The sequence below is a fragment of the Parasphingorhabdus sp. genome (genome assembly GCF_039982415.1).
GTDB lineage: Bacteria > Pseudomonadota > Alphaproteobacteria > Sphingomonadales > Sphingomonadaceae > Parasphingorhabdus.
This window is the reverse complement of the sequence record NZ_JBDWYL010000002.1, coordinates 165,420-191,650: the sequence shown is the minus strand read 5'-3', so window position 1 is coordinate 191,650 and position 26,231 is coordinate 165,420. Positions and strand designations below refer to the sequence as shown.

The following is a 26,231-nucleotide window of genomic DNA, read 5'->3' as shown; positions in this document are numbered from 1 at the left end:
TTCGGCTAATTACTGCGTAATGCAAACAGTTCAAATTCGTCTGGCGAGATAGGCCCTGATCGCAAATATCCTTGATAATATTCACAGCCTTGTTCGGCGAGAGTTTCCAATTGCGCTTGCGTTTCAACACCTTCTGCAATTACTGAAAGGTCTAAGCTTTTTGCCAAGCTGATGATTGACTTTACAACGACTTGATCCTTGGTCGAACCGCTAATATCTCCGGTCAAACCGCTGTCAATTTTCAAATAGTCCAGAGGCAGGTTTTTGAGATAGGACAGGCTGCTATATCCGGTTCCAAAATCATCTATGGCTATTTGAAGCCCCTGCTCTCTTAGCATCGCCAATCGCTTTGCTGCGCTAGATAAGTTACCGATCAGTTCAGATTCGGTTATCTCGAGCGTCGTTCTCTCTGCGGGAAATGTCGAGCGTGCAATAATTTGCATCATATCAACAGCAAAATTACTATCAGCTAAATCGCCCGCAGTAATATTCACGGATAAGCGTAAGAAGGAAAGGCTATCTGGCCATTTTGCCGCGATAGCAAGGGCTTCACGATGAATATGGGCCGAAAGCAGTTTCATTAAGCCTGCCCGTTCTGCTACCGCAAAGAGCGTCGCTGCACCCAGAAAACCCAATCGTGGATGGTTCCAGCGTGCAAGCGCTTCCGCACCCACTAACTGTCCGCCATCCACTTTAATTTGCGGTTGTAGCGCAATGGTAATTTCATCACGCTCCAGAGCATGCGCCAAATCACTTTCAAGTTGCTGTTCCAACAGCATATTATGTTCTGATGAATCACTGATTTTGATCGGCTGCGCATCGGAAGACAAGGCTTCCGCTAAAGCCAAATTCGCTCGTCTGATCAGCAATGTTTCATCTGCAGAATCGGTGCCCACAGCAACACCTGCACGAGCGACAAGACCGATTTTGCGACCCTCAATCTCAATTGCCGAAAAGTTGCGGATGAGCAGTTGTTCGGTGCTTTGCGCATATCGACTTGCAATGTCTTCCGCAGGTTCGCTTAAAAGATTGGCCACGACAAAATTTTGGCCGTCCATTCGGGCAACCAAATATTCGTCAGGCGACTGACTGATCGTTTCAGCAATCAAACGTTGGCCGATGCGCCGCATGACTTCATCGCCGATAGCACGGCCATAAGCGGCATTAATGGTCCCAAAATTTCGTAATCCGATGATAGTCAATCCAACCATTTTATCGTTGGCAAGATGCGCTCCGATCCAGCTTCTTGCTGCCGATCCGTTGCGTAAACCTGATAACAGATCACGATCAGTCCAATCATGCGTTTTGCCGCCGCGCGCAACATGCTCCAGGCGCCCATGGAGAAAATCTCCGCTATCGTGCAAATGATGAATGATTTTATCGCCATTCATCATATGAGCCACGGCAGCCTGGCTCAGACCAGTTCGAATACGCCCCAAGGCCCCCCGAACCCGGGCACGTTCCGGTTCCGACAAGTGCCGATAAATGCCCGTAATCGGATAGAGATCAAAGTTGACCTCAGACATGTTGTCGCGCAACTGGTCGCTGACCCAATTATCACTGAACCGCGTTTTCGAAAATGACCATTGCTGGTCAACCTGCGACAAAAGCTGGTTCAGGTCTTGTGTTGCCTTCGATCCTCCGCGGAAATTTTCAACATAGCGATAGGCGAAATTTATAGCTTGTCGAACATCTGCTTGCGGATAGGAAAGATCCAGAAAATGGGTCGCACCAGCCTCGTAACATTGGGCCGCAATATCAGCATCAGAAACTTGATCACCAAATGCAAGTATTGCGATGCCGTGGCTATCTCCCAAGGCTGCGATGGTTGCGATCGCCTGCAATCCATCTGCCACGGCTTCGCGCAGGTCAACAACTGCAATCAGCGCATTGGAAGACAGAAATCTATTTTCCAACCCTTCTCGACGGCGCGCGGAACTGACCCGCCACCCCATCGCAGAAATTTTCGCCGCCATGGGATCACGATCTCGAAAAGACAGTAAGAACAAATGTCTCGCCGCTTTTGGATCTAATGAAGATGAAGAAATAGAAATGACCTGTAACGCCTCTCGCTAGCGATCCGGGCCATTCAAAATGAATGAAGCCCTATCTGATTCCATAGCATGTAAATCTTTATAGCCCGTTGCTTGCTCTTAAACAAAACGCTAGGATTTTATCGAAATCAGCAACCGGAATTACATCATGCAAGACGGATTTGGCCGTAAAATCGACTATTTGCGTATATCGGTCACGGATCGATGCAATTTTAGATGCCAATATTGCATGTCTGAAAACATGACTTTCATGCCCAAAAATCAATTGCTGACATTGGAAGAAATAACCCTCATCGCCGAACGCTTTATCGGACATGGTGTCAAAAAAATTCGCCTGACTGGTGGCGAACCATTGGTCAGGCGCGATATGAGCGATGTCATTCAACGCCTTGGTCGCAAGGTAAAGTCAGGCGAACTGGAAGAGTTAACGCTGACCACCAATGGTTCGCTGCTTGAAGATTATGCCGATCATTTGGCCCTGCATCATGTGCGCCGGATCAATGTGAGTATGGACTCACTCGATCCGATTAAATTCAAAGAAATTACACGCGGCGCTGATGTGCATAAAGTCTTAGCTGGAATAACCGCGGCGAAAAATGCCGGAATCAAAGTGAAAATCAACATGGTCGCTTTGCGCGATTTCAACGAACATTGCCTTTTGCCGATGGCTGAATATTGCGCTGCCGAAAATCATGATCTCACTATTATTGAAACCATGCCGCTAGGAGATGTCGGCGCAGACAGAAAATTAGAACATATTCCTGCGGAAGAATTTATCGCGCCCCTGGCCGAGAAATATTCTATCGAACCGACATCCTTTAAAAGTGCCGGACCTGCGCGTTACTTCAATGTAAAACCACTTGCTTTGCGCATGGGATTGATAACTCCGCTAAGCCAAAATTTTTGCGACAATTGCAATCGATTGCGTCTCACCACTGATGGCAAAATATTTATGTGCCTTGGCCACAATGCACATGTTGATTTACGCGCTGCAGTGCGCGATGAAGGCATAGAGGCTGTCGACCGGTTGCTTCAGAAAGCTTTGAAGCTCAAACCGTTACGACATGAATTTAATGCGCAATTAGACGGGTCCGCAAAAATATTGGAGCGTCATATGAACGTCACTGGCGGATGAGTACAGTTAAATGGGCACTGATCGTGTCTCCGACCCCGCAGGCTCAGGAAGCGGGCGAAAAGCTTAAATCTCTTACTGATTGGGTATCCTTGGAAGAAGCTGATCAAGCCGTTGTTTTGGGCGGCGACGGTTTCATGCTGCAAAGCCTGCATCAAATGCTTAATCGTCGGCATATCTTGCCCGTCTATGGTATGAATTTAGGGACGGTTGGTTTTCTGATGAACAATTGGAACGCTGATGACCTGATCAGAAGGATTGAAACAGCGCGCCCATTCAAAGTTAAGCCACTGAAAATGGAAGTAGAAACCATTTCTGGCGCGAGCTTTGTGCTGCCCGCGATTAATGAAGTCTCTTTGCTCAGAGAAACGCGGCAAACAGCGAAACTCGAAATCGAAGTCAATAACCGAATCATGCTCGAAGAATTGGTTTGCGATGGCGTCTTAATTGCAACGCCAGCAGGCTCGACCGCCTATAATCTATCCGCCAACGGCCCGATATTGCCACTGGGTTCAAACTTATTGGCCCTCACCCCAATAAGTCCGTTTCGACCACGCCGATGGAAAGGCGCTATTTTGCCGGACAAAATGCCGATCAGCATCAAAGTACTAAACGCTGAAAAACGGCCAGTCAGTGCCGTTGGCGACCAACAAGAAGTCCGCGATGTTGCAAGGGTTACCATATCTATCGACCGGAACCAGACGCTGACGATGTTGTTCGATCCAGAGCATGCCCTGGATGATCGGATCGCCATGGAACAATTTGTCGTTTGATGGCTTGCGGCATGCAAATGACGTTGCTATAGCCGCGCTCGTTGTGATGCAAATCGCTTCTATTCCCCGGTAGCTCAGTGGTAGAGCAATCGACTGTTAATCGATTGGCCGATGGTTCGAATCCGTCCCGGGGAGCCATTTCCTAAATTGGAAATGCGACATCAATAGATCTACTGACATTGACTCATAATCCGAATAGCCCACTTCAATGAATTTGCTGTGCCAATATTCGGAGAGCAACATAAAGTATCAAAATGGCGGTTAAACGCCGGATCCATTGTTCTGGCAAAGCCTTGCTCGCCATAACGCTACCAATTTGACCTCCCACAAGAACTGCCAAAAATAAGGGCCAATAATCCAATAGAATGGCATCGGCCTGTGTCCATTGCCCTTTCATCATTTGCCCAATCAATCCGCTGATCGAATTGATAAGAATGAATATACTGGCTGCGGCTGCAACATGCCGACTATCCCCCCAGCGGGTCAGCAGCAAAATCGGCGCCAGAAAAATACCGCCGCCAATGCCTACCAATCCTGAAACAAATCCAATCATTGCTCCCGTTAAAGGAGAAAACCAACGGCTCCGCACCCAATGGTCATCTTTTAACGCTCTAGCGGTTTGGAATAATGGTTCCGCCAATAATAACAATCCTGCAGCGGCTAGAGAGACCCCAAGCAAAATCAGAAAACTGGTTTGATCAATATCCAATCGCCCGCCAATCCAAGCGGCCGGGACAGACAGTATCAATATCGGCCAAATTTTTGCCCAATTGATCAATTGGTTACGCTGAAATCGTAACGACCCACCAAGGACTACGATAATATTGCATAGAAGGGCGATGATAGGCAGCAATCGATAGTCAAGCTCTGCCAAGGCTAGCAAGGCGATATATGTCGATCCTCCGCCAAATCCCACAGAAGCATATAGGGTGGCCGTCAGAAAGAACAGCAACGCCAGACCTGCATAGCCGATAGCCACTTTAGGTCTGTCCCTTTTCTACCGTCACAAAATCAATATTTCCCGTGACAATGCTTATATTTGCGGCCGGATCCACAAGGACACGGTGCGTTGCGGCTGACACCCTCAAAATTCACACCATCTGGCACGGTCGCACCCGATTGGCGCGGCGGTAATGTTGATGACACGGTCCCCAATGTCCCCCCGTCAATATCGTTGCTGTCATCTTCGCCAGTCAAAGGATCAATATGCGTGGTTAAAAAATCTGGCAACTCAGGAAGCTCGGGTACTTCAATTTCCTCTTGGCGATGGAATTGACTGCTCGCGATGGTTTTGGTGACACTTTCACGAATGACTTCAAGCATACGCTCAAACAAACCAAAGGCTTCTTTCTTATATTCATCCAAAGGTTTCTTTTGCGCATAGGCCCGTAAAAATACGACTTGTCGTAACGCATCCAATGTTGCGAGATGTTCTTTCCAGTTGTGATCAAGTGACTCCAATAATATGGATTTCTCAATCTGGACCCAAATTTCGGAATCAATTTGATCCATTTTATTCTTGAAATCCGCATCGGCCAATTCGGCTATCCGCGATTCCAATATTTCGGGTTCAACGGCGTCTTCTTGCATCCACCCATCAATGTCAGGCGTAAGACCAAAAACGTCTTCAACCCGTGTTTTAAGCGTTTCAATTTCCCATTGTTCAGGATAGCTGCCTGGCGGACAACAATCTGCAACAATTGCGTTGGCGGTTTCCAGACGCATGTCTTCGACGACGTCGCCAACCGTTTCTGCATCCATAATCTCAGCGCGTTGCTCGTAAATGACTTTGCGCTGATCGTTCATCACATCATCATATTCAACGACCTGTTTCCGCGCTTCATAGTTGCGCGCTTCCACTTTTTTCTGAGCCGTCTCAATAGCTTTAGACAGCCATTTTCCGCCAATGGCTTCACCATCTTCGAGATTTTTGTTCATCATTTTGGCGAACATGGTTTCTGTTCCGAAAATTCGCAGAAGATCATCTTCAAGACACAGATAGAACCGGCTTAAACCCGGATCACCTTGCCGCCCTGAACGCCCCCGTAACTGATTGTCGATGCGCCGACTTTCATGGCGTTCGGTTCCCAAAACAAACAGGCCACCTGCTTCCCGCACTTTTTCTCTCAGCGCCCGGACTTCTTCTTCAATTTTCGCAATGGCTTTGTCGCGTTCAGGACCGGCTTCCAAATCGGCCAATTCTTGTTCGATCCGAAAATCAATATTGCCACCAAGTTGAATATCGGTGCCGCGTCCGGCCATATTGGTAGCGATTGTCACCGCGCCCGGGCTCCCCGCTTGCGCAACAATATGGGCTTCCTGCTCGTGAAAACGCGCGTTTAGAACATTATGTGTAACATCTTCCTTTTTCAGAAAATCAGACAAAAGTTCCGATTTTTCAATAGATACGGTACCCACTAAAACCGGTTGTCCGAGATCGCTATGTTCTTTGATTTTCTTGGCAATGGCAGCAAATTTGTCGAGTGTATTCTTATAAAATTCATCATTCTCATCAATCCGTTGAATCGGTTTGTTCGTCGGGATTGTGACAACGTTCATTTTATAAATTTCAAAAAATTCTGCAGCTTCGGTTTCGGCCGTACCTGTCATTCCAGACAATTTTGGATACATGCGGAAATAGTTTTGGAACGTGATCGAAGCCATTGTTTGGTTTTCAGGTTCAATTTGCACGCCTTCTTTCGCTTCAACAGCCTGGTGCAAACCGTTAGACCAGCGTCGACCATCCATCATACGACCAGTAAACTCGTCAATAATGATAACCTTACCGTCTTTTACGATATAATCCGTGTCGCGTTTGCGCATAACATTGGCCATCAACGCTTGGTTCAAATGATGGACAACTTGCGTATTCTCAAAATCGTAAAGATTATTGCCTTCAAGCAACCCGGCTTCTTCCAGCAATCTTTCTGCTTTCTCCGTACCGTCTTCGGTTAAAGAGATATTCCGAGCTTTTTCATCCTTTTCGTAGTCTTCTTCGGTAATATGCTGAACAATTTCATTCACCGAAACATAAAGTTCAGACTTATCATCCGTCGGACCGGATATAATCAACGGTGTACGCGCTTCATCAATCAGGATGGAATCGACTTCATCGACAATAGCAAAGTTAAACGGGCGTTGGACCATTTGGTCACGGTCATGCTTCATATTATCGCGAAGATAATCAAATCCAAATTCGTTGTTCGTACCGTAGGTTATGTCTGCAGCATAAGCTTCCCGGCGCTGATCTTCGCCAATGTTTGGAATGATGGTGCCGACAGACATTCCTAGAAAATTATAGACTTGGCTCATCCATTCGCCATCGCGCCGAGCGAGATAGTCATTGACTGTAACAACATGGACGCCCTTGCCTTCTATCGCATTGAGATAACAAGCAAGCGTTGCAACCAGGGTCTTTCCCTCACCGGTACGCATTTCCGAAATTTCACCGCGATGCAGCACGATGCCGCCGACCATTTGCACGTCATAATGCCGCTGACCGAGGGTTCTTTTCGCTGCTTCGCGAACCACTGCAAAGGCTTCTGGCAAAATATCGTCTAGCGTTTCGCCATTGGCAATACGATCTCGAAAATAAGGAGTCTTTGCCGCTAATTCTTCATCGGAAAGCGGTTCAATGTCAGGTTCAAAGGTGTTTATCTTATCAACCACCTTCATAATGGATTTAACGTAACGGTCGTTGGATGACCCGAATAAGGATTTGGCTAAGCCGCCGATCATGATGATTTCCGATATTTAGTAGATATTGGCCGTGTTTCCGGACCGAACTGGTCTGAATTTGGGAATGAATGTGAACAATTCAACTCTGTAATTGTTCATACAACAACTCTAGGGAGCCCCTTCTTCATGTTCGAGCTTGTCGCCACTTGTCGCAGCCCCCAAAATCACGGGCCAAATAGGCCTAGTCTGACGCAGGTCTTCAGATATTATGGTCGGAACAAATTGATAGATAGCGAGCGATGACTCGGTTCTTTCTCTATGGGTTTGCGCTGTTGTTTCCGCTTCGGATGCGGCGCTATTTCCGCTCGTCTCTGTCACCATAGCAGCAGCTGGCGTATTGACGCCCACTGCGTTGAACAACAGCAACATAAAACTTGCAATATAGACGTTCATCAATAAGCCTTGTGAGAAGACCATCGCTTTAGCAAACCAATTGATAAAGGCAAGTTAAGTGTCGCAAACCAAATCACCACTTGCTCCTGCTCGGGCGCCTGAAATGCCAGACATTCAAGGTGTGACCCGCCACATCGCAAAAGCCAGCTATAAAGATTGGGATCGATGTGATTTAACCTATATCGAATTGGTTGCTGGCACGTCAGTCGCCGGTGTTCTCACCAAAAGCAAATGTCCATCAACCGAAGTCGAATGGTGCCGCAAGGCATTGGTTGGAGGGAAAGCCCGGGCTCTCATCGTCAATGCCGGCAACGCCAATGCCTTTACCGGCGCTCGGGGCATGGAAGCTGTGGAGCGGATATTGTCTCTTACCAGTGCGCATATTGGCTGCGACAAATCGGAAGTTTTCGTGTCATCCACTGGTGTAATTGGCGAGCCATTGCCCAAGGACAAGGCAGAAGCCGGTCTTCAACGGGCCTTTTCAGCGCAGTCTTGTGATTGGGAAGCCGCGGCCGCTACAATTATGACGACGGATACATTCCCTAAAATGGCATCGACTAGCGCCATGATGGATGGCGAGATTGTTCATTTGAATGGGATTATAAAAGGCTCGGGAATGATTGCGCCGGATATGGCGACGATGTTGGGTTATATTTTTACGGATGCGGCAATTGCGCCCCGTTTCTTGCAAGAGATGCTGAATGAAGCGACGGCCAAAAGTTTTAATTCCATTACGGTGGATAGCGACACTTCCACTAGCGACACCGTACTCGCCTTCGCGACCGGCCAAAAAACGCAATCCATGCTCCGCTCCTGTGATGATCCTGGCGCGGATGCGTTTCAAGCAGCGTTAAATGATCTGTGCTTACAAATGGCGCATCTTGTTGTGCGGGATGGCGAAGGCGCTAGCAAATTTATCACCGTCAATGTGACGGGTGCAGAAACTGAAGCCAGTGCCAAAACCATCGCTCTGGCAATTGCCAATTCTCCTCTCGTAAAAACCGCCATTGCTGGTGAAGACGCCAATTGGGGCCGCGTGGTAATGGCGGTTGGCAAAGCGGGTGAACCAGCAGATAGAGACAAATTGTCAATTGCCTTTGGCGGGATTATCGTTGCTCAAAATGGCGTGGTGGTGCCCAATTACGATGAAGATCCCGTGGCTACTCATCTGAAAAGCGATGCTATAGATATCATCGTCGATATTGGCTTAGCCCATGGCGCAGCAACGGTTTGGACTTGCGATTTAACGCATGGATATATTTCCATAAACGCTGATTATAGGAGCTGACATGACCCAAGTCATCTTGCATCATTATTCCAATTCCCCCTTTGGTCAGGCCATGCGCTTGGCCTTGGGATTGAAAGGAATTTCTTGGAAATCTGTTGAACAGCCGGATATTGCGCCCAAGCCTGAGCTTAGCGCACTAACCGGGGGCTATGAACGCATACCCGTTCTGCAAATCGGATCTGATGTCTATTGTGACACAGCTGTAATTGTGGATAGGCTGGAGACTATAAAGGCTGAGCCGAGCCTCTATCCTGAACCGCTGGGCTTTGCCGGACGGATGATCGCCAATTGGTCCGGTAGTGCATGGTTCATGCCCGCAGTCGGTGTAGCGCTTGGCACGGATCCCAATATTGTCAGCGATGCCTTTTGGGAAGATCGAACGACGCGTTTCGGAATGAACCCTCAAAAATTTCTACCGATGGTGCCCCATCTGACCACCCAATTTGACGCCGGCGGTGCCTTGGTCAGAGATGCGCTGGCTGACGGTCGTGCCTATATTGGCGGCGAGCAAGTCGGCCATGCAGATTTGATGCTGTACATGAATATAAGATTTGCTGGATTTGCCGGACGAAAACCCTCTGATTTCGGACATAAAGTCGCGGCATGGTATGATCGTATCGATGCTCTGGGTTACGGCGAATTTGAATCGTGGACGCGCGAACAAGCGTTGAACCATGCATTGGAAACTAATCCGACAGCTCCGGTTTCCATCGCGGAAGGCTCACCCTTTGCTGCCGGCGATCTTGTGTCAGTGAAAACAGAAAGCCCGGATCCAGCCTTTGTAACCGGACAGTTAATCGGTCTGAGCGACCGTCAGATCACTATCCAAAGGCACGATGACAAGGTTGGAGACGTACATGTTCATTTCCCGCGTCTTGGCCAGATCGTCTCGCCAGCATGATCCCCTCCTCTCTTGATACCGCCGTTCAGGCCATTTTGCGTTTGGTCTCAAACAAGATTGTCTTGCCACACTATCAAAACCTGCAGGCCTCTGATATTAAAGAGAAATCACCTGGAGACCTCGTCACCATAGCCGATCAACTCAGCGAAGAAATGTTAAGCGAGAAACTGTCTGCATTGTTTCCCGGAGCAGCGATAGTCGGTGAAGAAGCTACTGCGGCGGATCCAAGTCTATTGGATCATCTGGCAGACAAGCAAGCCTGGATCATAGATCCGATTGATGGCACAGGAAATTTTGCCGCCGGCACTCCTCCTTTTGGTATCATAATCGCCTTGTCGGAAAATAATGAAACGGTGGCTGGCTGGCTATATGATCCGCTCACGGATCGGCTCTGCTTCGCCGCTAAAGGCCATGGTGCCTTTATCAATGGAGAAAAAATCACAAATCCGGTTGATCCGGATGAAAAACCGGTCGGCGCCTTTGCCACCGGTTTTATGACCGATGGGCAGCGGGAAGAATTGCTGTCTACATCACAAGATCATTATACGATTGTCGATATACCCCGCTGCGCGGCAGAACAATATCCCCGCCTGGCTTTGGGCAGCAACCATATTTCGACGTTTGAACGCAGCCTGCCTTGGGATCATGCGGCTGGTATTCTGTTTCTCAATGAAGCGGGTGGCAAAGCGGCGCGATGGAATGGTGATGCCTATCGACCAGCAGACCGCAAAACCGGCTTGCTCGGGGCCTCATCACCAAAATTATGGGATGAGGCCGCTGAGCTGCTCAGTGAAATATTCACCGTTTAGGCGGGAAGACTGTCTTCCAACCATGATTTCAATTGGCTTTTCGGGGCGGCGCCGACTTTGGTTTCAACGGGCTCGCCATTATTGAACAAAATCATCGTTGGAATGCCGCGAACACCATATTTGCCGGGTGCATCCGGGCTGTCATCAATATTCAATTTTGCGATCGTGACTTGCTCGCCAAGCTCATCGCTGATTTCTTCCAAAGCGGGGCCGATCATTTTACATGGTCCGCACCATTCTGCCCAAAAATCAACGAGAACCGGTCCGCTCGCCTTGAGTACATCTTGTTCAAAGCTTTCGTCGGTAATTGCTTTGGTCGCCATGGATAGTCTCCTTTTACTGTTTAAACTCTATTTAGGCATCGTCCGCGCAATGCTCAAGCATTTGCCCGGAAAGGAATTTCATGGGCGCTCCAAGTCTGACTTTTAGCTAGGATGGTGTCTGGCGATAATATCGTCCGAAAGCTCCAATAAACTAGGCCCCTGCGTATATAACAAACCTGCTTTGACAGGAATTTCCGGAAATATTTTTTGCAACGCAGCAACATAGGCAGACATTTGACGCAAATAGGCCAAAGGCACATCTTCTGCATTTGATGGAACTGAACGGCCTGTTTTAAAATCCACCACCGTCATTTGATTCTCAGTTACCAACAAACGATCAACCGTTCCGGAAATAACATGCTGATCGACGACCGCTGCTATTGGAGCTTCCGAAAAACTGTCCGGAGAAAAGAGATCAGCCCATTCCGGCTTGTTCAACACAGTCATCACGCTTTTGGTTAAAAACGCACGTTCCGCTTTGTCGGATATCTGTTTTTGCTTTTCTAACCACCGGTCTGCAACGGCCTCTCGCTCGACTGGAGCAATATCGGGTAAGCGTTCGAACAGATTATGAATCAACTTTCCGTGCTCCGCAGCGTCTCTTAACGCCCGAGATGGCGGTGGATTGGCGGCCGTATCAGGTCCCAAATCGGATGGCGTCAATGGCCTCGGCGGAACAGATTCCTTAGGCGCAGGCTCTGATAACCAATGGGGCATTGCCACCGATGTCACTGCGCTTGCAGCTGCCATTTTCGTCCGCTTTGGGCGTTCTGGAACCGCCAATTCAGGACCTTGATAGGTATTTTCCTCTATCCACCACACAGATTCTCGGCTTTCGCTGCCGAGCGCACTCAGCCCCTGCTCGACGGCATGATACCAGCTGCTATCGGGAACCATACCCTTGGCTTTGGGTCCCAATGTCCCCGTGACCACCAAATGTTCTTCTGCTCTGGTCATTGCGACATAGAGCAAGCGCCAATGTTCCTCGCGTTCCCGTGCATCGGACACGGTTGCGAAAGCATCAAGCAAACCAATACGTTCGGCCTTTCGAATGGGAACGACAGGATATTGGCAATCATTATCTGACTCAATCGGATCTTTGATATCAAATCCGCCTCTTTTCTTGTTGGCAGGATCAAATGTGGCATTGGCCAATATCACCAACGGTGCTTGCAAACCTTTTGCGCCGTGCACGGTCATCAGCCGCACTTCATTGCCGTCTTCCATTTGGTCCCGCTTAATCTCGACATCGCCGCGGTCAAACCAATCGACAAAGGCTTGCAGCGTCGGAATATGATCCTGTTCAAATGCCAATGCTGTGTTGAGCAGCTCTTCCAAGGGATCAAGCGCTGCATGGCTCAACCTTGCCAACAGCTTTTTCCGTCCCTGCAACGGCCCCGAGACAATGGTTTCGAGAAACTCATAAGGCGTGTTAAAATCAGCCATCGCCAGTATATCGCGTAAAGGTTGAATATCCCCAGCAAGCGCCTCCTGTTTGCGCAGAAAGTCCCACAAGCTTTTCCCGCGATCATTCTCTCCCCGATAGCCATGCGCAAGCAAATCATCTTGCGACCAGCCTAGAAGGGGAGAAACAAGCAACGATGCGAGATTGAGATCGTCGTGGGGTTGCAAGACAAAACGCATCGCTGCGAGCAGATCCTGCACCACCAACGGCTGATTCAGCCGAATCCTATCAATCCCGGCGACCGGAATATTTTCAGCAAAGAGGCGAGCCACGATCAATGCGCTCAGTTCGTCACGCTTGCTGACCAGGATCATAACATCCTTCGGTTCTAAAGGACGGTTTTGATGCGCAAGCCACAGGGCCGTTTCCGGCGCAAGCCACTGTTTAATCTGCAGCGCTAATCTTTGCGCAAAGATCCTTTTTTCATCGCTTAGCCAATTTTCATCATCATCAATATTGCCCACAGCTCCATGCGCAACTGGTTTGAACAGGGTCACACTGCCCGACTCTCCAATATAATGGCTTTTATGTTTTGGAACCGATTGCTCAAGCCCCAATTCCTTCTCCCCCAAATGGCCCAATACCGCATCAACAACCGATAAAATTGGCGGGGTTGAACGAAAGCTAAGATCCAATGAGAGGTCCAGAAAAGGACGATCCGATGCAGCTGCATCGGCAAAAAAACCATGTTTGGCATTTACATAATTATGAGGACTCGTGCCTTGGAAGCCAAATATCGCTTGTTTGAAATCGCCCACGGTAAATAATGTTCGCGATTTTTCAGCATTGGCACCCAATCCGGAGAAAAATTCATCGGCGAGTGCGCGAACAATTTCCCATTGTGCAAGATTGGTATCCTGTGCTTCATCAACTAAGATATGATCGGTGCGTTGGTCCAACTTATAGCGTATCCATTGCGCCATATTGCCTTGATTGAGTAACTGTGCCGTCATGCGGATCATGTCATCAAAATCCACCACGCCCTGCCGTTTTTTAGCACGCGCATAGTGATGATAAAAAGCACGCCCCGCGTTTAAACTATCCGCAAAGAGATCTGCATAATCGAAGAGAATCTTAGTCTCGATCAATTGTCGGCAGTCATCATAAATTTTGACGCTAAGATCTTCATATTCCGGCGCTGCTTTGAGCAATCCTTTAGGAACAGACCGCCACTCGCCATTAGCTTTCGCCCATATCTTATACAGTTCCGGTAAGGTTTTGCTGCGTTCCGCAGGCGATGCAGCAAGCCAATTCTGAATTTTTTCGATATATCCAATCGCGGTCTTGGTACCCCATGCTGTGAGACAGCTGATCATCAACTGCAATGTTTCCACATCAAATTGATCATCGCCGCTTTTTTCACACAACCAGCCATCCGCATCACCGTCACTAGGCAAGCCGAGCAGGCGCCTTGCAAATGGTAGAATATGGCTAGGCAGCGCGTCCATTGCATCGGCTTTGGAGGCACATTGCATGAGATATTTCTCTGCTTCCTCCTCTCCCATTCTTACACTAAGCGACTGAATAGAAGAGATAATCTTAGTATCTCCTGCCGATTCCTCATCGAGCAGAAGTTCGCCTAAAGCTTGCCTTGCCAATATTTTCTGATCGCGCTCTTCAATCGGTTTGAACAAAGCCGATATGTCCGCTTCTTCAGGAAAACTGGCCAGCAATGTCTGGCAAAAACTATGGATGGTCATGATCCGCAAACCACCGCCACGCGCGTCTAATACCCGTGCGAATAAAGTCCTCGCATATTCGCGGGTTTCCGGATCCACCGGCGCGCCAATAGCGGCTAAATCGGTTGCCAATCTCGTATCATCGGCGCGCACCCAACTGGCCAATTGTCGATGAATACGTTCCGCCATTTCCGCGGCACCAGCTTTTGTAAAAGTCAGGCACAAAATATGTTCCGGATTAACATGTTCCCGCAACAAAAGCCGAAAGACGCGAGCGGTAAGCACCTGTGTTTTTCCGGTTCCCGCAGAAGCGCTCAACCAGATATTGGCTTCTGGTTGGACAGCATCATTTTGTTTTTCTGCCAAGGGATGAAGAGTTTGGATGTCGCTCATCACTCGACCTCAATTTCAAGAGCGGTGCGGCCGTACCATTCTTCCAACCGCATCAATTGATCATAATCCGCGTAAATTGCATATTCGGGATGCAGTTTTGCCGTCATCGGGGCTTCCCCCAGGATGAAATCCGATACAGCTTGGCTAAGTTTAGCTATTGCATGGCTGACCATATCTTCTTTTTCAATGCGATCCGGACTGCGCGGATTGGTCGGTGTCGCAATATAGCCAAATCGATCTTTACCGCTCTGTTTAGCCAAAGACCAATATTCAAAACCACTGACCTCACCCGATATTTTCTCAAAACTGCCCGTTTCGGCAATCGCTCCCAATAAGCCGAGTTGCAACGAGAACCCTTCCTTTATTGATCGATTGGAAGGAGGAGAGCCTGTTTTATAATCGACAACAGCCAATCCGCCATCGGGCAATTGATCGATCCGATCGGCAATGCCAAACAGGTTTACACCCGCGATATTCGCACTGCCCTTTTGCTCTGAAGCCATCGGCAGCCGTCCCTCTGCCCGCTGCTCTGCCACGGTAGACGCCACCCACAGCAATCCTTCCATCAACCGCGGTGCCCAGAGCGTGCGCATCAATGGATGTGAGTTGCGTGCGTTCAAGAATTCCGAAACACGCGTTTTCAAAGCCTCGGCATCATATTGATCTTCTTTGGCCCAGCGATCCAAAATTTCGTGAATAATCGATCCGCGCCAAGCCGGACTAGGCTCTGCATCAATTGGTTCGAGCGTTCCCAATCCCATGATTTTGGACGCGTAAAAAGCAAATGGGTCAGCGACCAACCGATCCACTTGCGTTACCGATAACTGCACTTTGCGCTGTGCTGCACTGGGCAAGGGTGCAGGCGGTTCAATCCGGATCTGATGTTCGGGCTTATCAATGCCGCCTGCCCAGTTTTTCACATCTGGATGCATCTTCAAACTATCGCCGCACATCGCCTTTAATCGCAAAAGAAAACGAGAGGCAATCGCGGGACTAGAGCCATCGCGCTGCGCTCGGGTTAAAACGACATTATGCGCCCCCATTGCGCCAACCAGATCGTGGGCGGACAATCCAATTTGGCGTTCTTGTGCAGGCAAACCGAGCCTTTTGCGAACCATCGGCGCCAACCAAGGGTCTGGCGTAATTGCCTGTGGCCAGCTGCCTTCATTCAATCCGCAGCAAATCACCAAGTCGGCTTGTTGCAGCCTTGCTTCCAGTAAGCCGTATAAGGCGACGCGAGGATGCCCTCCATAAGCCGGTCTGACCGGCATTTCAGCGAAAAAAGTTTCAAAATAGGCAGCCATTTCATTGGCTTGAATATCAGAAGGCCCCAATGCTTCACGGCTTTCCATATCCGATAGAAAGTCACTCAGCTGGCGACCAGCCGGCCCTACCCAAATTTGTCCATTGGTCAAATTTTCCGCCAGTTGCCGGATTGTTGCGAGCACCTCACTCCAATCCAATTTCCCTTGTAGCGCCTTTTCCGCAGATTCGAATATGGCGCGCACATCTTGCCACCAGGGGAGCAAATTTTCTCTTAGCACCGCGGTGCGATGATCCTGCTTTTCAAGCAGACTATCAATACCCATCAGCCCCGGAATCGGTCGCGGACCCCGTAACAGAAGGTCCAGATTGCGAACATGGGCTAGCCATGTCAAACGCCCCTCGCCTCCTTGAACTAAAGGATGTTTTAACAAGGCCAGAAAAAGTGCGGGGGAAAAACCGTCGGTAATAGCCGATAATAATGTGAGGAAGAAAACCCCTTCCGGTTTTTTGGACATGGGTTGCCCGGCGGTATCATCTGCGAGGATTTTCCATCGCGCGAGATGCGCTGAAATTCTCGCTGCCAGATTTCTATCGGGAGTAATTATCGCAACGCGGCGTTCTGGTACTTCCAAAGCTTCACGGGCAAGCAGCGCGATAATTTGTGCTTCTTCGGCGCTGTTGCGCGCTTCTACTGTTTGGACCCCGGCTAAGCTGCGCTCTTCAGCGGCCAGCTTTTGCCATTGTGCAGTCAATTTCGGTATGGTGAATGCGTTGCTTAAGGCCCGGCTGCGTTTAGCCACTGCGCCGGTTGTACTGGTTCTCGGCCATCGCATGATTTCGCCGCGTGCAACCGACATGCGTTCGAGCAATAATTTCAAATGATATTGCGGGTGGGTCTCCTGCGCGCGCGGTGTTTGACCGGTTATCGGATCCGGCGCAAAGGGACCGAGCATCTCCCATTCGTTATCGGCCATGATGAGATCAATATCAGGAAAAACCACCATGCCTTCTGGAAGAAAGGCAATTGCGCGTAACAATCGAGCAATGGCTGGAGCCGATGTTGTGATACCGGCTGCAACTACAAAATGGCGCGGCGGCTGTGTTTGCCAGGTTTTTACGCTTTGATCGAAAAGCGCATTGCGCCGCGCGGCCTCATCTATCGCCCCCAATTGAACAAGTTTTTCTTGCCATTTCTGAGCAATCACTCGGAAAAATGCGAGGGATTCCTGCCAATGTTCAGAAAGCTCTGGTTCGACATCTATATCGACAAGCGCAGACAGCGCTTTTTCTTCAACTGTCAATTGATCGAGGGTGCGTGCAAATTCGCGGGCTAGACGTAAGGCGTCTTTGGACAGGATCGGATTGCCGGACGCCGCTCGTTCCTGCTCGATCAATCGGGCTAAGGTCAGAAGACGGTTTAGCGGATCAACGGCTGGCGGCACATCCAGCGCCAATTGGCCATTGTCCAACGCTACCCCGATGGATTCGTCCAGTTCCAGATCACCAATGACCGCCATCTGGGGAAGCAGCAATCCATTTTCGCTTAACCTGACAAAGGCATCATGAACCGCGCGGCGCGCGCGGTTATTGGGTAAAATGATAAGTCCGCGAGCAAGAGCCAGCGGATCTTTATGAAATTTGTCAATCAGACCTTGTGCCAAGGCATCAGCAAATCCGCCATGCGCGGCAATATTAAAAAGCGCAGGAGCCTGCCGCTCAGACATGAACGCTAGGCACGTGCAAGCGCCGCTTCGGTTGGAGCTATCGCCTCTGGAGTCCCCACTTCAAACCAGTTACCTTCATGAACCAATCCGAATAGCCGCCCCTCCGCTATCGCGCGATCCCATAAGATATTGGTTGAGAATGGGCCCTCTGGCGCATCCCGTAAAAGCCGTTTCGACAGGAGCTGGATGCCGGTATAAATAAACGGAGCCTGACGATCAGGCAGCCGCCGGGACACGCGTCCATAGTCATCCAGTTTGAAATCCCCTGCCCCTTTGTAATTATGCGCCGCGGATTGTGGGACCAGCAACAAAAGCGCATCCATCTCTTCATCATTCCAGCGTTGATCCAGACGCTGCAAACTATTGGTCGGGCCATCGGTCCAGAGATTATCGCTGTTTATTGCGTAAAACCGGTCTTCTTCAATCAAGGGCGCCGCTTGCACCATACCGCCGCCCGTTTCCATCAACTGTGCCCGTTCGTCCGATATGCGCAGATCAAAGGGATAGCTTACCGATTTCAAATGGGCCTCGAGCGCATCCGGAAGGTAATGCGCATTGACCACCACGTTTATAACGCCCGCTTCCCATAGCTTATCTAGACAATGGTCAATCATCGCCTTCCCGGCCACCTTGACCAAAGGCTTTGGCCGCGTAGCCGTGAGCGGGCGCATCCGTTTGCCCAATCCCGCCGCCATTACCATGGCTGTGGTAACTTTACTCATCAATGCCCTTCCACAATTTTCTGTTGTCTTATCGCTGCCGGTATATTCTCATCGAACCATTGCGCCACGGGTGCAAGATCGGGATGCGCCAGATCTTTTTCCAAAAGGCGCCACATTCGCGGAAGAAAATCGAGATAACGAGGCTTTTTGTCGCGCAGACATAGTCGCGTAAAAATCCCGATAATCTTAGTGTTCCGCTGAGCCCCTAAAATCGCATAATGGCTACGAAACAAATCCGCTTGATCATCAGCGAAGTCAGCAAGATAATGCGTCAGCATAGCCGCTTCCAAATCATCGGAAACATCGCGGCGGGCATCTTGCAGCATCGACACCAGATCATAAGCCGCATGACCGGCTAAGGCATCCTGGAAATCCAGCAATCCCAATCGCTGGTTATCGAGCAACATGATATTTTCGGCATGATAATCGCGCAGCACAGTGACCGGCACGGTTTGCGCCGCAAGCACCGGCGCGAGGACGGTTTGCCAAGCCTGCTCAAACGCGTCTTGCGCCACGGTCAATTTTTGCGCCGGGCAATACCATTGCGGCAATAAATTCACTTCGCGCAAATATTGCTCCCAATCATATGGTGGGACGTTAGCAGCGGGTTTCTCATGCAATGTCTTTATCAAATCGACAGTCTGCCGATAGATTGGGATTTCCTCTTCAGGATGCGCATCGAGATGTTCGCGCATCCGATGGTCACCAAAATCTTCCAGCAAGACCAATCCATGTTCGAGATCTTCCCCAAATATCTCGGGCGCGGCAAATTGCTGTGCCTTGAGATGACGCGCAATTTGAATGAACGGACGGGGATCTTCATGCGGTGGTGGCGCATCCATCAAAATGGCTTGGCGGTCTTTAGCGACAACGCGAAAATATCTACGAAATGAGGCATCGCCAGCAACAGGCAATATGTCTGCGCCCGTCCAGCCAAGGCGATCAAGAAACGCCTGTGCGGCGGCGGGCGGTATCATGTTCTGGGCCATCTGTCTTTCCAAGCCGGGCCAGCGGACCAAGTCAACCGGCGAGTGTGATCATTTTCAATCTCAAGCGAAATTTGTAGCGCATCATGCCAGAAGGACGCAGGCATGCGATCGGGCCATTCGGCGACAAGCGCACCGTAACCGAGTATCTCATCGAGGCCCAATTCTGGAATTTCCTCGGCCGCTTCGATGCGATAAAAATCGACATGGGCCAGTGACGACCGCACATCTGGCGGATCATAATGCTGGACGATAGCAAAGCTGGGACTGGGCACATCATCAACAAATCCTAAGCCGCGGATAATGCCGCGGGCAAAAGTTGTTTTTCCCGCCCCCAATGTTCCGGTCAGTGCAACTTTGTCGCCAGGCTTGAGCACGTCAGCGAGCGTCTTGCCCAAAGCCAAGGTTGCGGCTTCATCTTCCAACAGGATCACATTGTTCATATTGCCACCCGCCTATTGCCGCGGAAGGTGAATAGTGACCAGCGTCCCTTGTCCGGGTTCCGAAGTCAATGTCAGTTCCCCGCCATGAGCCAGCAATAATTGCCGCGCCAAGGGTAGTCCCAATCCCCCCACATATTCACCCGATTTTTTGCGGGATCGCGCAAAACTGTCAAAAGCTTTTGATTGCTGTCCCGCGCTCATGCCCGGGCCATTGTCAGAGATGTGAATAACCGCCTGTTTGACATTACCGCTTCCGTTGATCAGCAAGCGGCCGCCCTTGCCGGTATAGCGCAGACTATTGTCAACTACTTGGGTAATGGCTTGTGACAGCCGCTTTTTGTCCGCCAGAGCTGAACCAAGAGTTTCATCCAGCTGCAATTCCATATCAATATTTTTGGATTGCGCTTCCTCAACAAATTGCGCGCTGACATCTTCAACCAGTTTGTTCAGATTCACTTTTTCTTTGGCTATGGGCAATGCCCCAGCTTCGCTTTGACTGAGGTCCAGAACATTATCTATCTGCATGCCCAATCGCTTGACAGATTGCAAAATAGCGCGGGCATATTCGTGGCCTTGCTCGGTCAAAGGTCCGGCGACTTCATTGTCCAACAATTCGGCAAACCCGCCAATTGATGTCAAAGGTGTTCTAAACTCATAACTCATGTTGGACAGGAACGTCGCTTTGATGGAATCCGCCTCGACCAAGGCTTCATTGCGTTCGCGCAAGGCCAGTTCGATCCGGCGACTGTCCGATATATCCAGCATCGTGAACAACGCATTGCCATCTGGTAGCGGAATAGCCGCAAATTCGAAGCGGCGACCATCAGCAAAAGATATCTGACCGCTTTGTTGCTCTCGTTCCGATGTCGCGGTGCGGACCATGGCCCGGACTTCAGAAATACGCGCAGGCTGCTTGAGCTGCGTTGCCATTTTTTGCATGAGCGAATCCACCCGGGGATGTTTGCTCAATTCGTCTTCATCCAAATTCCAATTATTGGCGAATTGGTGATTCCAAATATTGAGTTTGCCATCGGCGGCAAAGACCGCAACCGATTCAAATAAATTATCAAAAGTTGCGGTTCGAACCCGCAACAACGTATCACGGGCACTGGCCAATTGAACCTGTTCGGTGCGATCTTCGATGATGACAAGCAAGCCCCCATCGGGAGTCGGATTGGCGATGACCCGCAAATGCGTTCCATCAGCCAACAGCCAGTTTTCTTCGATCGATCCGGTGGATTGAAACCATTGTGTCCGTTCTTCGCGCCATTCTGGAAAATCACGCACTTCGGGAATGCGATTCATCTCTCGCATCCGATCGAGGACGCGGGGAAATTCTGGTCGTTCTGCAATCCATTGTTGCCGCATCGAAAAAATCCGCTGAAACGGTAGATTGCAAAATTGCAAAGACTTGTCGGCGTCAAACTGAACCACCGCAGCAGATATCTTGTCCAACATATCGCGCTGAGACTCATTGAACCGCCGCTGCTCTTTGCGCGAATCGATCAATTCCTGAATATCAATGGCATAGCCGGCAATGCCTGATTTCCCGAGAGGAACATCAACCACCTGGGTCGTTCGCCTTTGCCCACCTATGGTGGTAGCGACCACGCGCTCAAACGTCTCGCCTTTCTCTTTTGCTTGCGCCGCTGCATCGATGGGACTGACCCCATTGATTGTTTCAATTAATTCAATGCCTTCTTCGACCACTTGAGCCCCGTTTTCAGCATCAACGGCTGAAACATAAGCGCTGTTGACCAAAGTCAGTTTGAGATCAGGAGACCGATGCCACATCGGTACGGGCGCCGCTTCAATCAGTGCAGACAGCGCATCAAATGCAGCTCGTGCCTCTTCATTTTCAGCGCGTAATTTCTCAATCTGCCCTTGGCTATCCGTGGCATCAAATATCCACAATAGCGCACTGCCATTGGGAGCAATTTGCTGATCGGCGAGGCCACCGCGGATAAACAGGGCCTTGTCGGAGCCTGCTACTTTTACCGCTCGTGTAAAACTGCTTCCGGATTTCTGGGCCAGATTGACATCCTGGGTCAGCCCTTCCAAATCTTCGCGACTTATCCCGGCTTGCGGACCATGTAGTTCCGAAATATGCGCCGGTAGATAGTCAAAACCCAGCCAGTGCATGAGCCTTTGGGACGCTTCTAATTTGCCATCAGATCGCACCAATAATGGCAAAGCGGGGGATGTTTCCAACAATCGTCCGAGCCGTCCGGACTGGCGCAATGTCTTTTCAGCCCGGTTTTTCATTGCCATTCCCGACCAGACCGCCCATGCGGACGCCGCCAACCAAGCAGCGAGAATCAAGCCTAATATCACGGCGGTTAAATCAGGAACGTTCGACATTATTACAAGCGATTAGACGGTTACAGCTGCGGCGAAAAGCCCCTATTCTTTATGGCTTAGAAAAGTCCGATAATATGCGCTATAAAGCAGTCGAAATATTAGCGGAGATTATGTATGCCGATCGACGAAAGCCGACCCTTCAAAGCGATAAATATCGCGCTTTTAACCGTATCGGATACGCGGTCGATCAAGGAAGACACATCCGGAGATATTCTTGCAGACCGCATTGCTACAAAGGGGCATATTCTGTTGTACCGCCATCTGATCCGAGATGAAAAATCCAAGATCGTTGCACAGCTACACCAATGGATTGATGATTTATCTGTTGATGCAATCATCACCACAGGCGGAACGGGTTTAACCGGACGGGATATCACACCAGAAGCGTTGGATACGGTTAAAGATAAGGATATTCCTGGCTTTGGTGAACTTTTTCGATGGCTGAGCTATGATAAAATTGGCACATCGACGGTCCAATCTCGCGCCTGCGCGGTGGTATCGCGCGGCACCTATATATTTGCACTACCCGGATCAAATGGGGCAGTTAAAGACGGCTGGGATGGCATTTTGGACACCCAGTTGGACAACCGGCACCGCCCCTGCAATTTTGTTGAATTAATGCCAAGGCTTCTGGAAAAATAATTTTGTTCTTTGTTTGTTCTCATGATAGAGAGAGCAGATGGAACAAGAAAAACCTTCCTCTTTACCACTGCGCAAAGGACGCGGAGCAACATCCAATAGCGACAGTCATCGCTTCAACCATCTTGCCCGTGAAGCTGATGGCGACTGGCTAGACCATTGTGAGAATCTGGATGGAGAATCGCTCCCTCTGCGCACAGAGGTCACCACCGAACATCCAAAATCGATTTTAAGTTTCAACAAGTCACCGGACATTCCATTTGATCGTTCGATCAACGCTTATCGCGGCTGCGAACATGGCTGTGTCTATTGCTATGCCCGGCCAACCCATGCTTATCATGATTTGTCACCGGGATTGGATTTCGAGACCAAACTTTTTGCCAAGCCCAATGCAGCGACATTGTTGAGAAAAACGCTCGCCAAACCCACCTATCGTCCCGAACCGATTGCTATTGGTACCAATACAGATCCTTATCAACCGATTGAGAAACATTATCGGATTACCCGACAAATATTGGAACTAATGCTGGAAACCCGGCATCCCATCGGAATAACAACAAAGTCTAATCGCATCCTGGATGATATCGATCTCTTGTCAGAATTGGCGCGTTATCGGCTGACTGGTGTGGCGATTTCTGTGACTACATTGGATCATCAATTGGCCCGCATTTTGGAACCCAGAGCCCCAACACCTGCCAGACGTCTGGATGCAATTTCTAGGCTGAGAAGCCATAAAATTCCTGTCCATGTCAATATTGCTCCTGTTATCCCTGCCATTACAGATCATGAAATTGAAGCATTGGTCGCCACCGCAGCGGACCATGGTGCGCAAACTGTTTCTGTCATTCCGGTGCGATTGCCTCACGAAGTAGCCCCGTTGTTCGAACAGTGGCTCGAAGCGCATTTTCCCGATCGCAAACAGAAAGTTATGTCGATAATTTCATCCATGCGGCGCGGTAAAAAAAATGACCCGGACTTTTTCAGTCGTATGCGCGGGAAAGGCCCTTGGGCAGAATTACTTCATCACCGCTTAGGCATTGCTGTGCGTAAAAACGGTTTAGATAAGCCGCATTTCCGGCTAAGAACGGATTTGTTCAAACGTCCGGCCGTACGCGGCAGTCAGTTGGAACTCTTCTAAGGCCACCTTCCCAAAGCCTGCCAAGTTGATCCGCTATTCGCTTCCCTTTGTCCAAGGCGGCGGTTACATTCTGGCATGACCAAAAATTCTGATGTGACCTATGCCAGCTATCTGACGCTTGATACGCTACTAAACGCCCAACATCCGCAATCCGACCGCAATGATGAACTGCTTTTTATCATCATTCATCAAACCAAAGAATTGTGGCTCAAACAAATTATCCATGAAATGCATTTTGCGATTGCGCAAATTGCAGAAGATGCCTTGGTGCCTGCCTATAAAGCACTGGCGCGAGTCAGCAGGATACAGGCGGTGATGACGCTGAGCTGGGATGTGTTATCAACGATGACACCCAGCGATTATAGTCGTTTTCGCCATGTTCTTGGCAAGAGTTCCGGATTTCAATCGGATCAGTTTCGTACCGTTGAATATCTGCTCGGCCTCAAGGACAAAAGCTTCTTAAAATATCAAACTGATCGTCCCCACGCGCTTGCTGCTATGGAAACGGCTTTAAATGCTCCAAGCCTGTGGGATCATAGCATCGCCGCTTTGGCACGCCATGGCTTTGAAATTCCACCAGCATTGCTCGAACGTGATTTCAGCGAGAACCATGTCCCCTCTCCCCAAGTCGAGGCGGCTTTTCTTGAAGTTTATCAAGATACGCAACGCTATTGGGAACTCTACCAATTGGCGGAGAAATTGGTGGATCTGGACGACGCAATGGCCACGTGGCGCCATAAGCATGTCATAACGGTCGAGCGCGTTATCGGCGGAAAAATGGGAACTGGCGGCACAGCGGGCGTGTCTTATCTGCAATCGACAATCGCCAAGCGAGCCTTTCCTGAGCTCTGGTCAGTACGAACCGCATTATGACCTGTAAATCACTCTTCTCGAAAAGCCTGACAGCCGATCCCGACCGCCTGCATTTTGCAGCACATAGCCACCATCTTTGGCCCGATGCGGCCTATCATGGCCATATGGCAGCATGTGAAGACGCATTGGCGATGGCCGATCACAAATGGGAAAAAATCATGGGGCCTCTTTGGTCGACGGCCCAGCAGAATATCGCCAACGAGCTGAATCTGCCCGAACCAGACACTGTCGCTTTTGCGCCCAATACGCATGACTTTCTGGTTCGGATCATGTCGGCCATTCCCAAAGCGACCGTTCGTGTCCTGACCACCAATGGCGAATTTCACAGCTTCCGTCGGCAAATGGATCGGTGGATCGAAGATGGGAAGGTAAAATTGGATGCCGTGCACGCTGATACGCTCGCTGCTTCGGCACAGTCGGGCGACTATGATCTAATATTTGCAAGCCAGATATTATTCAATTCCGGCACGATTTTAGGCGACCTTGATGCGCTAGCAGCCCTTGCGCGCCCTGATGGTCCATGGGTTGTAATTGATGGCTATCATGGGTTTATGGCCATCGACACTGATTTATCATCTCTATCGGATCGCATCTTCTACCTGTCGGGCGGCTATAAATATGCGATGTCAGGTGAAGGGGCCTGTTTTTTGCATGCGCCGCCCAGTTTTGCCCCGCGCCCACCGATAACCGGATGGTATGCGGCTTTTGACGATTTGGCGCTCGCCCCGGGCGAAGTCGGTTATGCTCCGGATGGTCGCCGTTTTTTAGGAAGCACATTTGATCCATCAGGCTTGTATCGATTTAACGCGGTACAAGACATGCTGAAAGAGGCGCAACTGACAACAGCAACCATTTCAGATCATGTCGCCATGCTGCAGACTTACTTTCTAGACCAATGTCCACTTGCCGATATGGCTTTGCTCAATCCGCATGATGGTGGGCCCCATGCCCGGTTTCTCGCCTTTCAAGGACAAGCGGCCGCACAGCTCGAATCCCAATTGCGGCAAGCCAATATCGTCACCGATGTCCGCGGTGATGTCATTAGAATAGGCTTTGCGCTCTATCATGACACTGCCGATGTTGATCGGCTGGTTTCTGCCTTGCGGCAATTTTGCACTTAAGGGGCGAAGA

Annotated in this window: 20 protein-coding genes and 1 tRNA gene; 10 read left to right on the top strand and 11 right to left on the bottom strand. The window is 49.8% G+C overall.

The window, feature by feature from the left end; translation table 11 throughout:
* Window positions 1–5 precede the first annotated feature (5 nt).
* Window positions 6–2,009 carry a GGDEF domain-containing phosphodiesterase gene (locus tag ABJU74_RS03575; RefSeq protein WP_348382744.1) on the bottom strand — a complete coding sequence of 668 codons (2,004 nt, stop codon included), beginning with the start codon at window positions 2,007–2,009 and terminating at the stop codon, window positions 6–8.
* A gap of 193 nt (window positions 2,010–2,202) precedes the next feature.
* On the opposite strand from ABJU74_RS03575, the gene moaA reads away from it, so the two are divergent.
* From moaA to ABJU74_RS03560, 3 genes are all read left to right on the top strand, one after another.
* A complete protein-coding gene (gene moaA, locus ABJU74_RS03570; RefSeq protein ID WP_348382743.1) occupies window positions 2,203–3,189 on the top strand; it encodes a GTP 3',8-cyclase MoaA in 987 nt (328 codons plus the stop codon).
* A complete protein-coding gene (locus tag ABJU74_RS03565; protein ID WP_348382742.1) occupies window positions 3,186–3,959 on the top strand; it encodes an NAD kinase in 774 nt (257 codons plus the stop codon). Before moaA ends, ABJU74_RS03565 begins: the two co-directional genes overlap by 4 nt.
* A 63-nt stretch (window positions 3,960–4,022) precedes the next feature.
* Window positions 4,023–4,097, top strand: a tRNA-Asn gene (locus ABJU74_RS03560).
* 67 nt (window positions 4,098–4,164) lie between these two features.
* Here the strand turns inward: ABJU74_RS03560 and ABJU74_RS03555 are convergent.
* The 3 genes from ABJU74_RS03555 to ABJU74_RS03545 form a co-directional block, all read right to left on the bottom strand.
* Complete coding sequence (locus ABJU74_RS03555) at window positions 4,165–4,938, bottom strand: sulfite exporter TauE/SafE family protein (RefSeq protein ID WP_348382741.1); 774 nt, start codon at window positions 4,936–4,938, stop codon at window positions 4,165–4,167.
* 32 nt (window positions 4,939–4,970) lie between these two features.
* Window positions 4,971–7,697, bottom strand: a complete 2,727-nt coding sequence (secA, locus tag ABJU74_RS03550; protein WP_348382740.1) for a preprotein translocase subunit SecA — start codon at window positions 7,695–7,697, stop codon at window positions 4,971–4,973.
* Window positions 7,698–7,805: 108 nt separating this feature from the next.
* Window positions 7,806–8,090 (bottom strand): hypothetical protein, encoded by a 285-nt coding sequence (locus ABJU74_RS03545; RefSeq protein ID WP_348382739.1) that lies wholly within the window; start codon window positions 8,088–8,090, stop codon window positions 7,806–7,808.
* Between the two features lie 103 nt (window positions 8,091–8,193).
* On the opposite strand from ABJU74_RS03545, the gene argJ reads away from it, so the two are divergent.
* From argJ to ABJU74_RS03530, 3 genes are read left to right on the top strand one after another with little or no spacing between them, the layout of a single operon-like run.
* The gene (gene argJ / locus ABJU74_RS03540; protein WP_348382836.1) at window positions 8,194–9,378 is read left to right on the top strand and encodes a bifunctional glutamate N-acetyltransferase/amino-acid acetyltransferase ArgJ; all 1,185 of its coding nucleotides are present in this window, start codon (window positions 8,194–8,196) and stop codon (window positions 9,376–9,378) included.
* A gap of 1 nt (window position 9,379) precedes the next feature.
* A complete protein-coding gene (locus ABJU74_RS03535) occupies window positions 9,380–10,279 on the top strand; it encodes a glutathione S-transferase family protein (protein WP_348382738.1) in 900 nt (299 codons plus the stop codon).
* The gene (locus ABJU74_RS03530) at window positions 10,276–11,088 is read left to right on the top strand and encodes an inositol monophosphatase family protein (RefSeq protein WP_348382737.1); all 813 of its coding nucleotides are present in this window, start codon (window positions 10,276–10,278) and stop codon (window positions 11,086–11,088) included. Before ABJU74_RS03535 ends, ABJU74_RS03530 begins: the two co-directional genes overlap by 4 nt.
* Here ABJU74_RS03530 and trxA read toward each other — a convergent pair.
* From trxA to ABJU74_RS03495, 7 genes are all read right to left on the bottom strand, one after another.
* Window positions 11,085–11,411 (bottom strand): thioredoxin TrxA, encoded by a 327-nt coding sequence (gene trxA / locus ABJU74_RS03525; protein ID WP_348382736.1) that lies wholly within the window; start codon window positions 11,409–11,411, stop codon window positions 11,085–11,087. The two genes, ABJU74_RS03530 and trxA, sit on opposite strands and share 4 nt — an antisense overlap.
* 102 nt (window positions 11,412–11,513) lie before the next feature.
* Window positions 11,514–14,948, bottom strand: coding sequence for a double-strand break repair helicase AddA (addA, locus tag ABJU74_RS03520; protein WP_348382735.1), 3,435 nt, complete (start codon window positions 14,946–14,948; stop codon window positions 11,514–11,516).
* A complete protein-coding gene (addB, locus tag ABJU74_RS03515; RefSeq protein WP_348382734.1) occupies window positions 14,948–17,938 on the bottom strand; it encodes a double-strand break repair protein AddB in 2,991 nt (996 codons plus the stop codon). Before addB ends, addA begins: the two co-directional genes overlap by 1 nt.
* A 5-nt stretch (window positions 17,939–17,943) precedes the next feature.
* A complete protein-coding gene (locus tag ABJU74_RS03510) occupies window positions 17,944–18,660 on the bottom strand; it encodes a nucleotidyltransferase family protein (protein ID WP_348382733.1) in 717 nt (238 codons plus the stop codon).
* Window positions 18,660–19,637, bottom strand: a complete 978-nt coding sequence (locus ABJU74_RS03505; RefSeq protein WP_348382835.1) for a phosphotransferase — start codon at window positions 19,635–19,637, stop codon at window positions 18,660–18,662. Before ABJU74_RS03505 ends, ABJU74_RS03510 begins: the two co-directional genes overlap by 1 nt.
* On the bottom strand, window positions 19,634–20,089 hold the full coding sequence (gene tsaE / locus ABJU74_RS03500) for a tRNA (adenosine(37)-N6)-threonylcarbamoyltransferase complex ATPase subunit type 1 TsaE (RefSeq protein WP_348382732.1): 456 nt from the start codon (window positions 20,087–20,089) through the stop codon (window positions 19,634–19,636). Before tsaE ends, ABJU74_RS03505 begins: the two co-directional genes overlap by 4 nt.
* 12 nt (window positions 20,090–20,101) lie before the next feature.
* Complete coding sequence (locus tag ABJU74_RS03495) at window positions 20,102–22,450, bottom strand: PAS-domain containing protein (protein WP_348382731.1); 2,349 nt, start codon at window positions 22,448–22,450, stop codon at window positions 20,102–20,104.
* 114 nt (window positions 22,451–22,564) lie between these two features.
* On the opposite strand from ABJU74_RS03495, the gene moaB reads away from it, so the two are divergent.
* The 4 genes from moaB to ABJU74_RS03475 all read left to right on the top strand — a co-directional run bounded on the left by moaB (window position 22,565) and on the right by ABJU74_RS03475 (window position 26,221).
* Window positions 22,565–23,092 carry a molybdenum cofactor biosynthesis protein B gene (gene moaB / locus ABJU74_RS03490; protein WP_348382730.1) on the top strand — a complete coding sequence of 176 codons (528 nt, stop codon included), beginning with the start codon at window positions 22,565–22,567 and terminating at the stop codon, window positions 23,090–23,092.
* 37 nt (window positions 23,093–23,129) lie between these two features.
* On the top strand, window positions 23,130–24,227 hold the full coding sequence (locus ABJU74_RS03485) for a PA0069 family radical SAM protein (protein WP_348382729.1): 1,098 nt from the start codon (window positions 23,130–23,132) through the stop codon (window positions 24,225–24,227).
* A gap of 75 nt (window positions 24,228–24,302) precedes the next feature.
* Window positions 24,303–25,100 carry a tryptophan 2,3-dioxygenase gene (locus ABJU74_RS03480; protein ID WP_348382728.1) on the top strand — a complete coding sequence of 266 codons (798 nt, stop codon included), beginning with the start codon at window positions 24,303–24,305 and terminating at the stop codon, window positions 25,098–25,100.
* Entirely contained in the window at window positions 25,097–26,221 is a 1,125-nt protein-coding gene (locus tag ABJU74_RS03475; protein ID WP_348382727.1) for a class V aminotransferase, read from the top strand. The genes ABJU74_RS03480 and ABJU74_RS03475 overlap by 4 nt, the downstream gene beginning before the upstream one ends.
* Window positions 26,222–26,231 lie beyond the last annotated feature (10 nt).

Excerpts from the sequence above, each read along its gene's own strand:
- addA (WP_348382735.1), bottom strand. The coding sequence starts at position 14,948 with ATGAGCGACATCCAAACTCTTCATCCCTTGGCAGAAAAACAAAATGAT.
- ABJU74_RS03510 (WP_348382733.1), bottom strand. The coding sequence starts at position 18,660 with ATGAGTAAAGTTACCACAGCCATGGTAATGGCGGCGGGATTGGGCAAA.
- ABJU74_RS03495 (WP_348382731.1), bottom strand. The coding sequence starts at position 22,450 with ATGTCGAACGTTCCTGATTTAACCGCCGTGATATTAGGCTTGATTCTC.
- ABJU74_RS03530 (WP_348382737.1), top strand. The coding sequence starts at position 10,276 with ATGATCCCCTCCTCTCTTGATACCGCCGTTCAGGCCATTTTGCGTTTG.
- ABJU74_RS03535 (WP_348382738.1), top strand. The coding sequence starts at position 9,380 with ATGACCCAAGTCATCTTGCATCATTATTCCAATTCCCCCTTTGGTCAG.
- ABJU74_RS03545 (WP_348382739.1), bottom strand. The coding sequence starts at position 8,090 with ATGAACGTCTATATTGCAAGTTTTATGTTGCTGTTGTTCAACGCAGTG.
- trxA (WP_348382736.1), bottom strand. The coding sequence starts at position 11,411 with ATGGCGACCAAAGCAATTACCGACGAAAGCTTTGAACAAGATGTACTC.
- tsaE (WP_348382732.1), bottom strand. The coding sequence starts at position 20,089 with ATGAACAATGTGATCCTGTTGGAAGATGAAGCCGCAACCTTGGCTTTG.
- moaA (WP_348382743.1), top strand. The coding sequence starts at position 2,203 with ATGCAAGACGGATTTGGCCGTAAAATCGACTATTTGCGTATATCGGTC.
- ABJU74_RS03475 (WP_348382727.1), top strand. The coding sequence starts at position 25,097 with ATGACCTGTAAATCACTCTTCTCGAAAAGCCTGACAGCCGATCCCGAC.
- ABJU74_RS03565 (WP_348382742.1), top strand. The coding sequence starts at position 3,186 with ATGAGTACAGTTAAATGGGCACTGATCGTGTCTCCGACCCCGCAGGCT.
- ABJU74_RS03505 (WP_348382835.1), bottom strand. The coding sequence starts at position 19,637 with ATGATACCGCCCGCCGCCGCACAGGCGTTTCTTGATCGCCTTGGCTGG.
- addB (WP_348382734.1), bottom strand. The coding sequence starts at position 17,938 with ATGTCTGAGCGGCAGGCTCCTGCGCTTTTTAATATTGCCGCGCATGGC.
- ABJU74_RS03480 (WP_348382728.1), top strand. The coding sequence starts at position 24,303 with ATGACCAAAAATTCTGATGTGACCTATGCCAGCTATCTGACGCTTGAT.
- secA (WP_348382740.1), bottom strand. The coding sequence starts at position 7,697 with ATGATCGGCGGCTTAGCCAAATCCTTATTCGGGTCATCCAACGACCGT.
- moaB (WP_348382730.1), top strand. The coding sequence starts at position 22,565 with ATGCCGATCGACGAAAGCCGACCCTTCAAAGCGATAAATATCGCGCTT.
- ABJU74_RS03485 (WP_348382729.1), top strand. The coding sequence starts at position 23,130 with ATGGAACAAGAAAAACCTTCCTCTTTACCACTGCGCAAAGGACGCGGA.
- argJ (WP_348382836.1), top strand. The coding sequence starts at position 8,194 with ATGCCAGACATTCAAGGTGTGACCCGCCACATCGCAAAAGCCAGCTAT.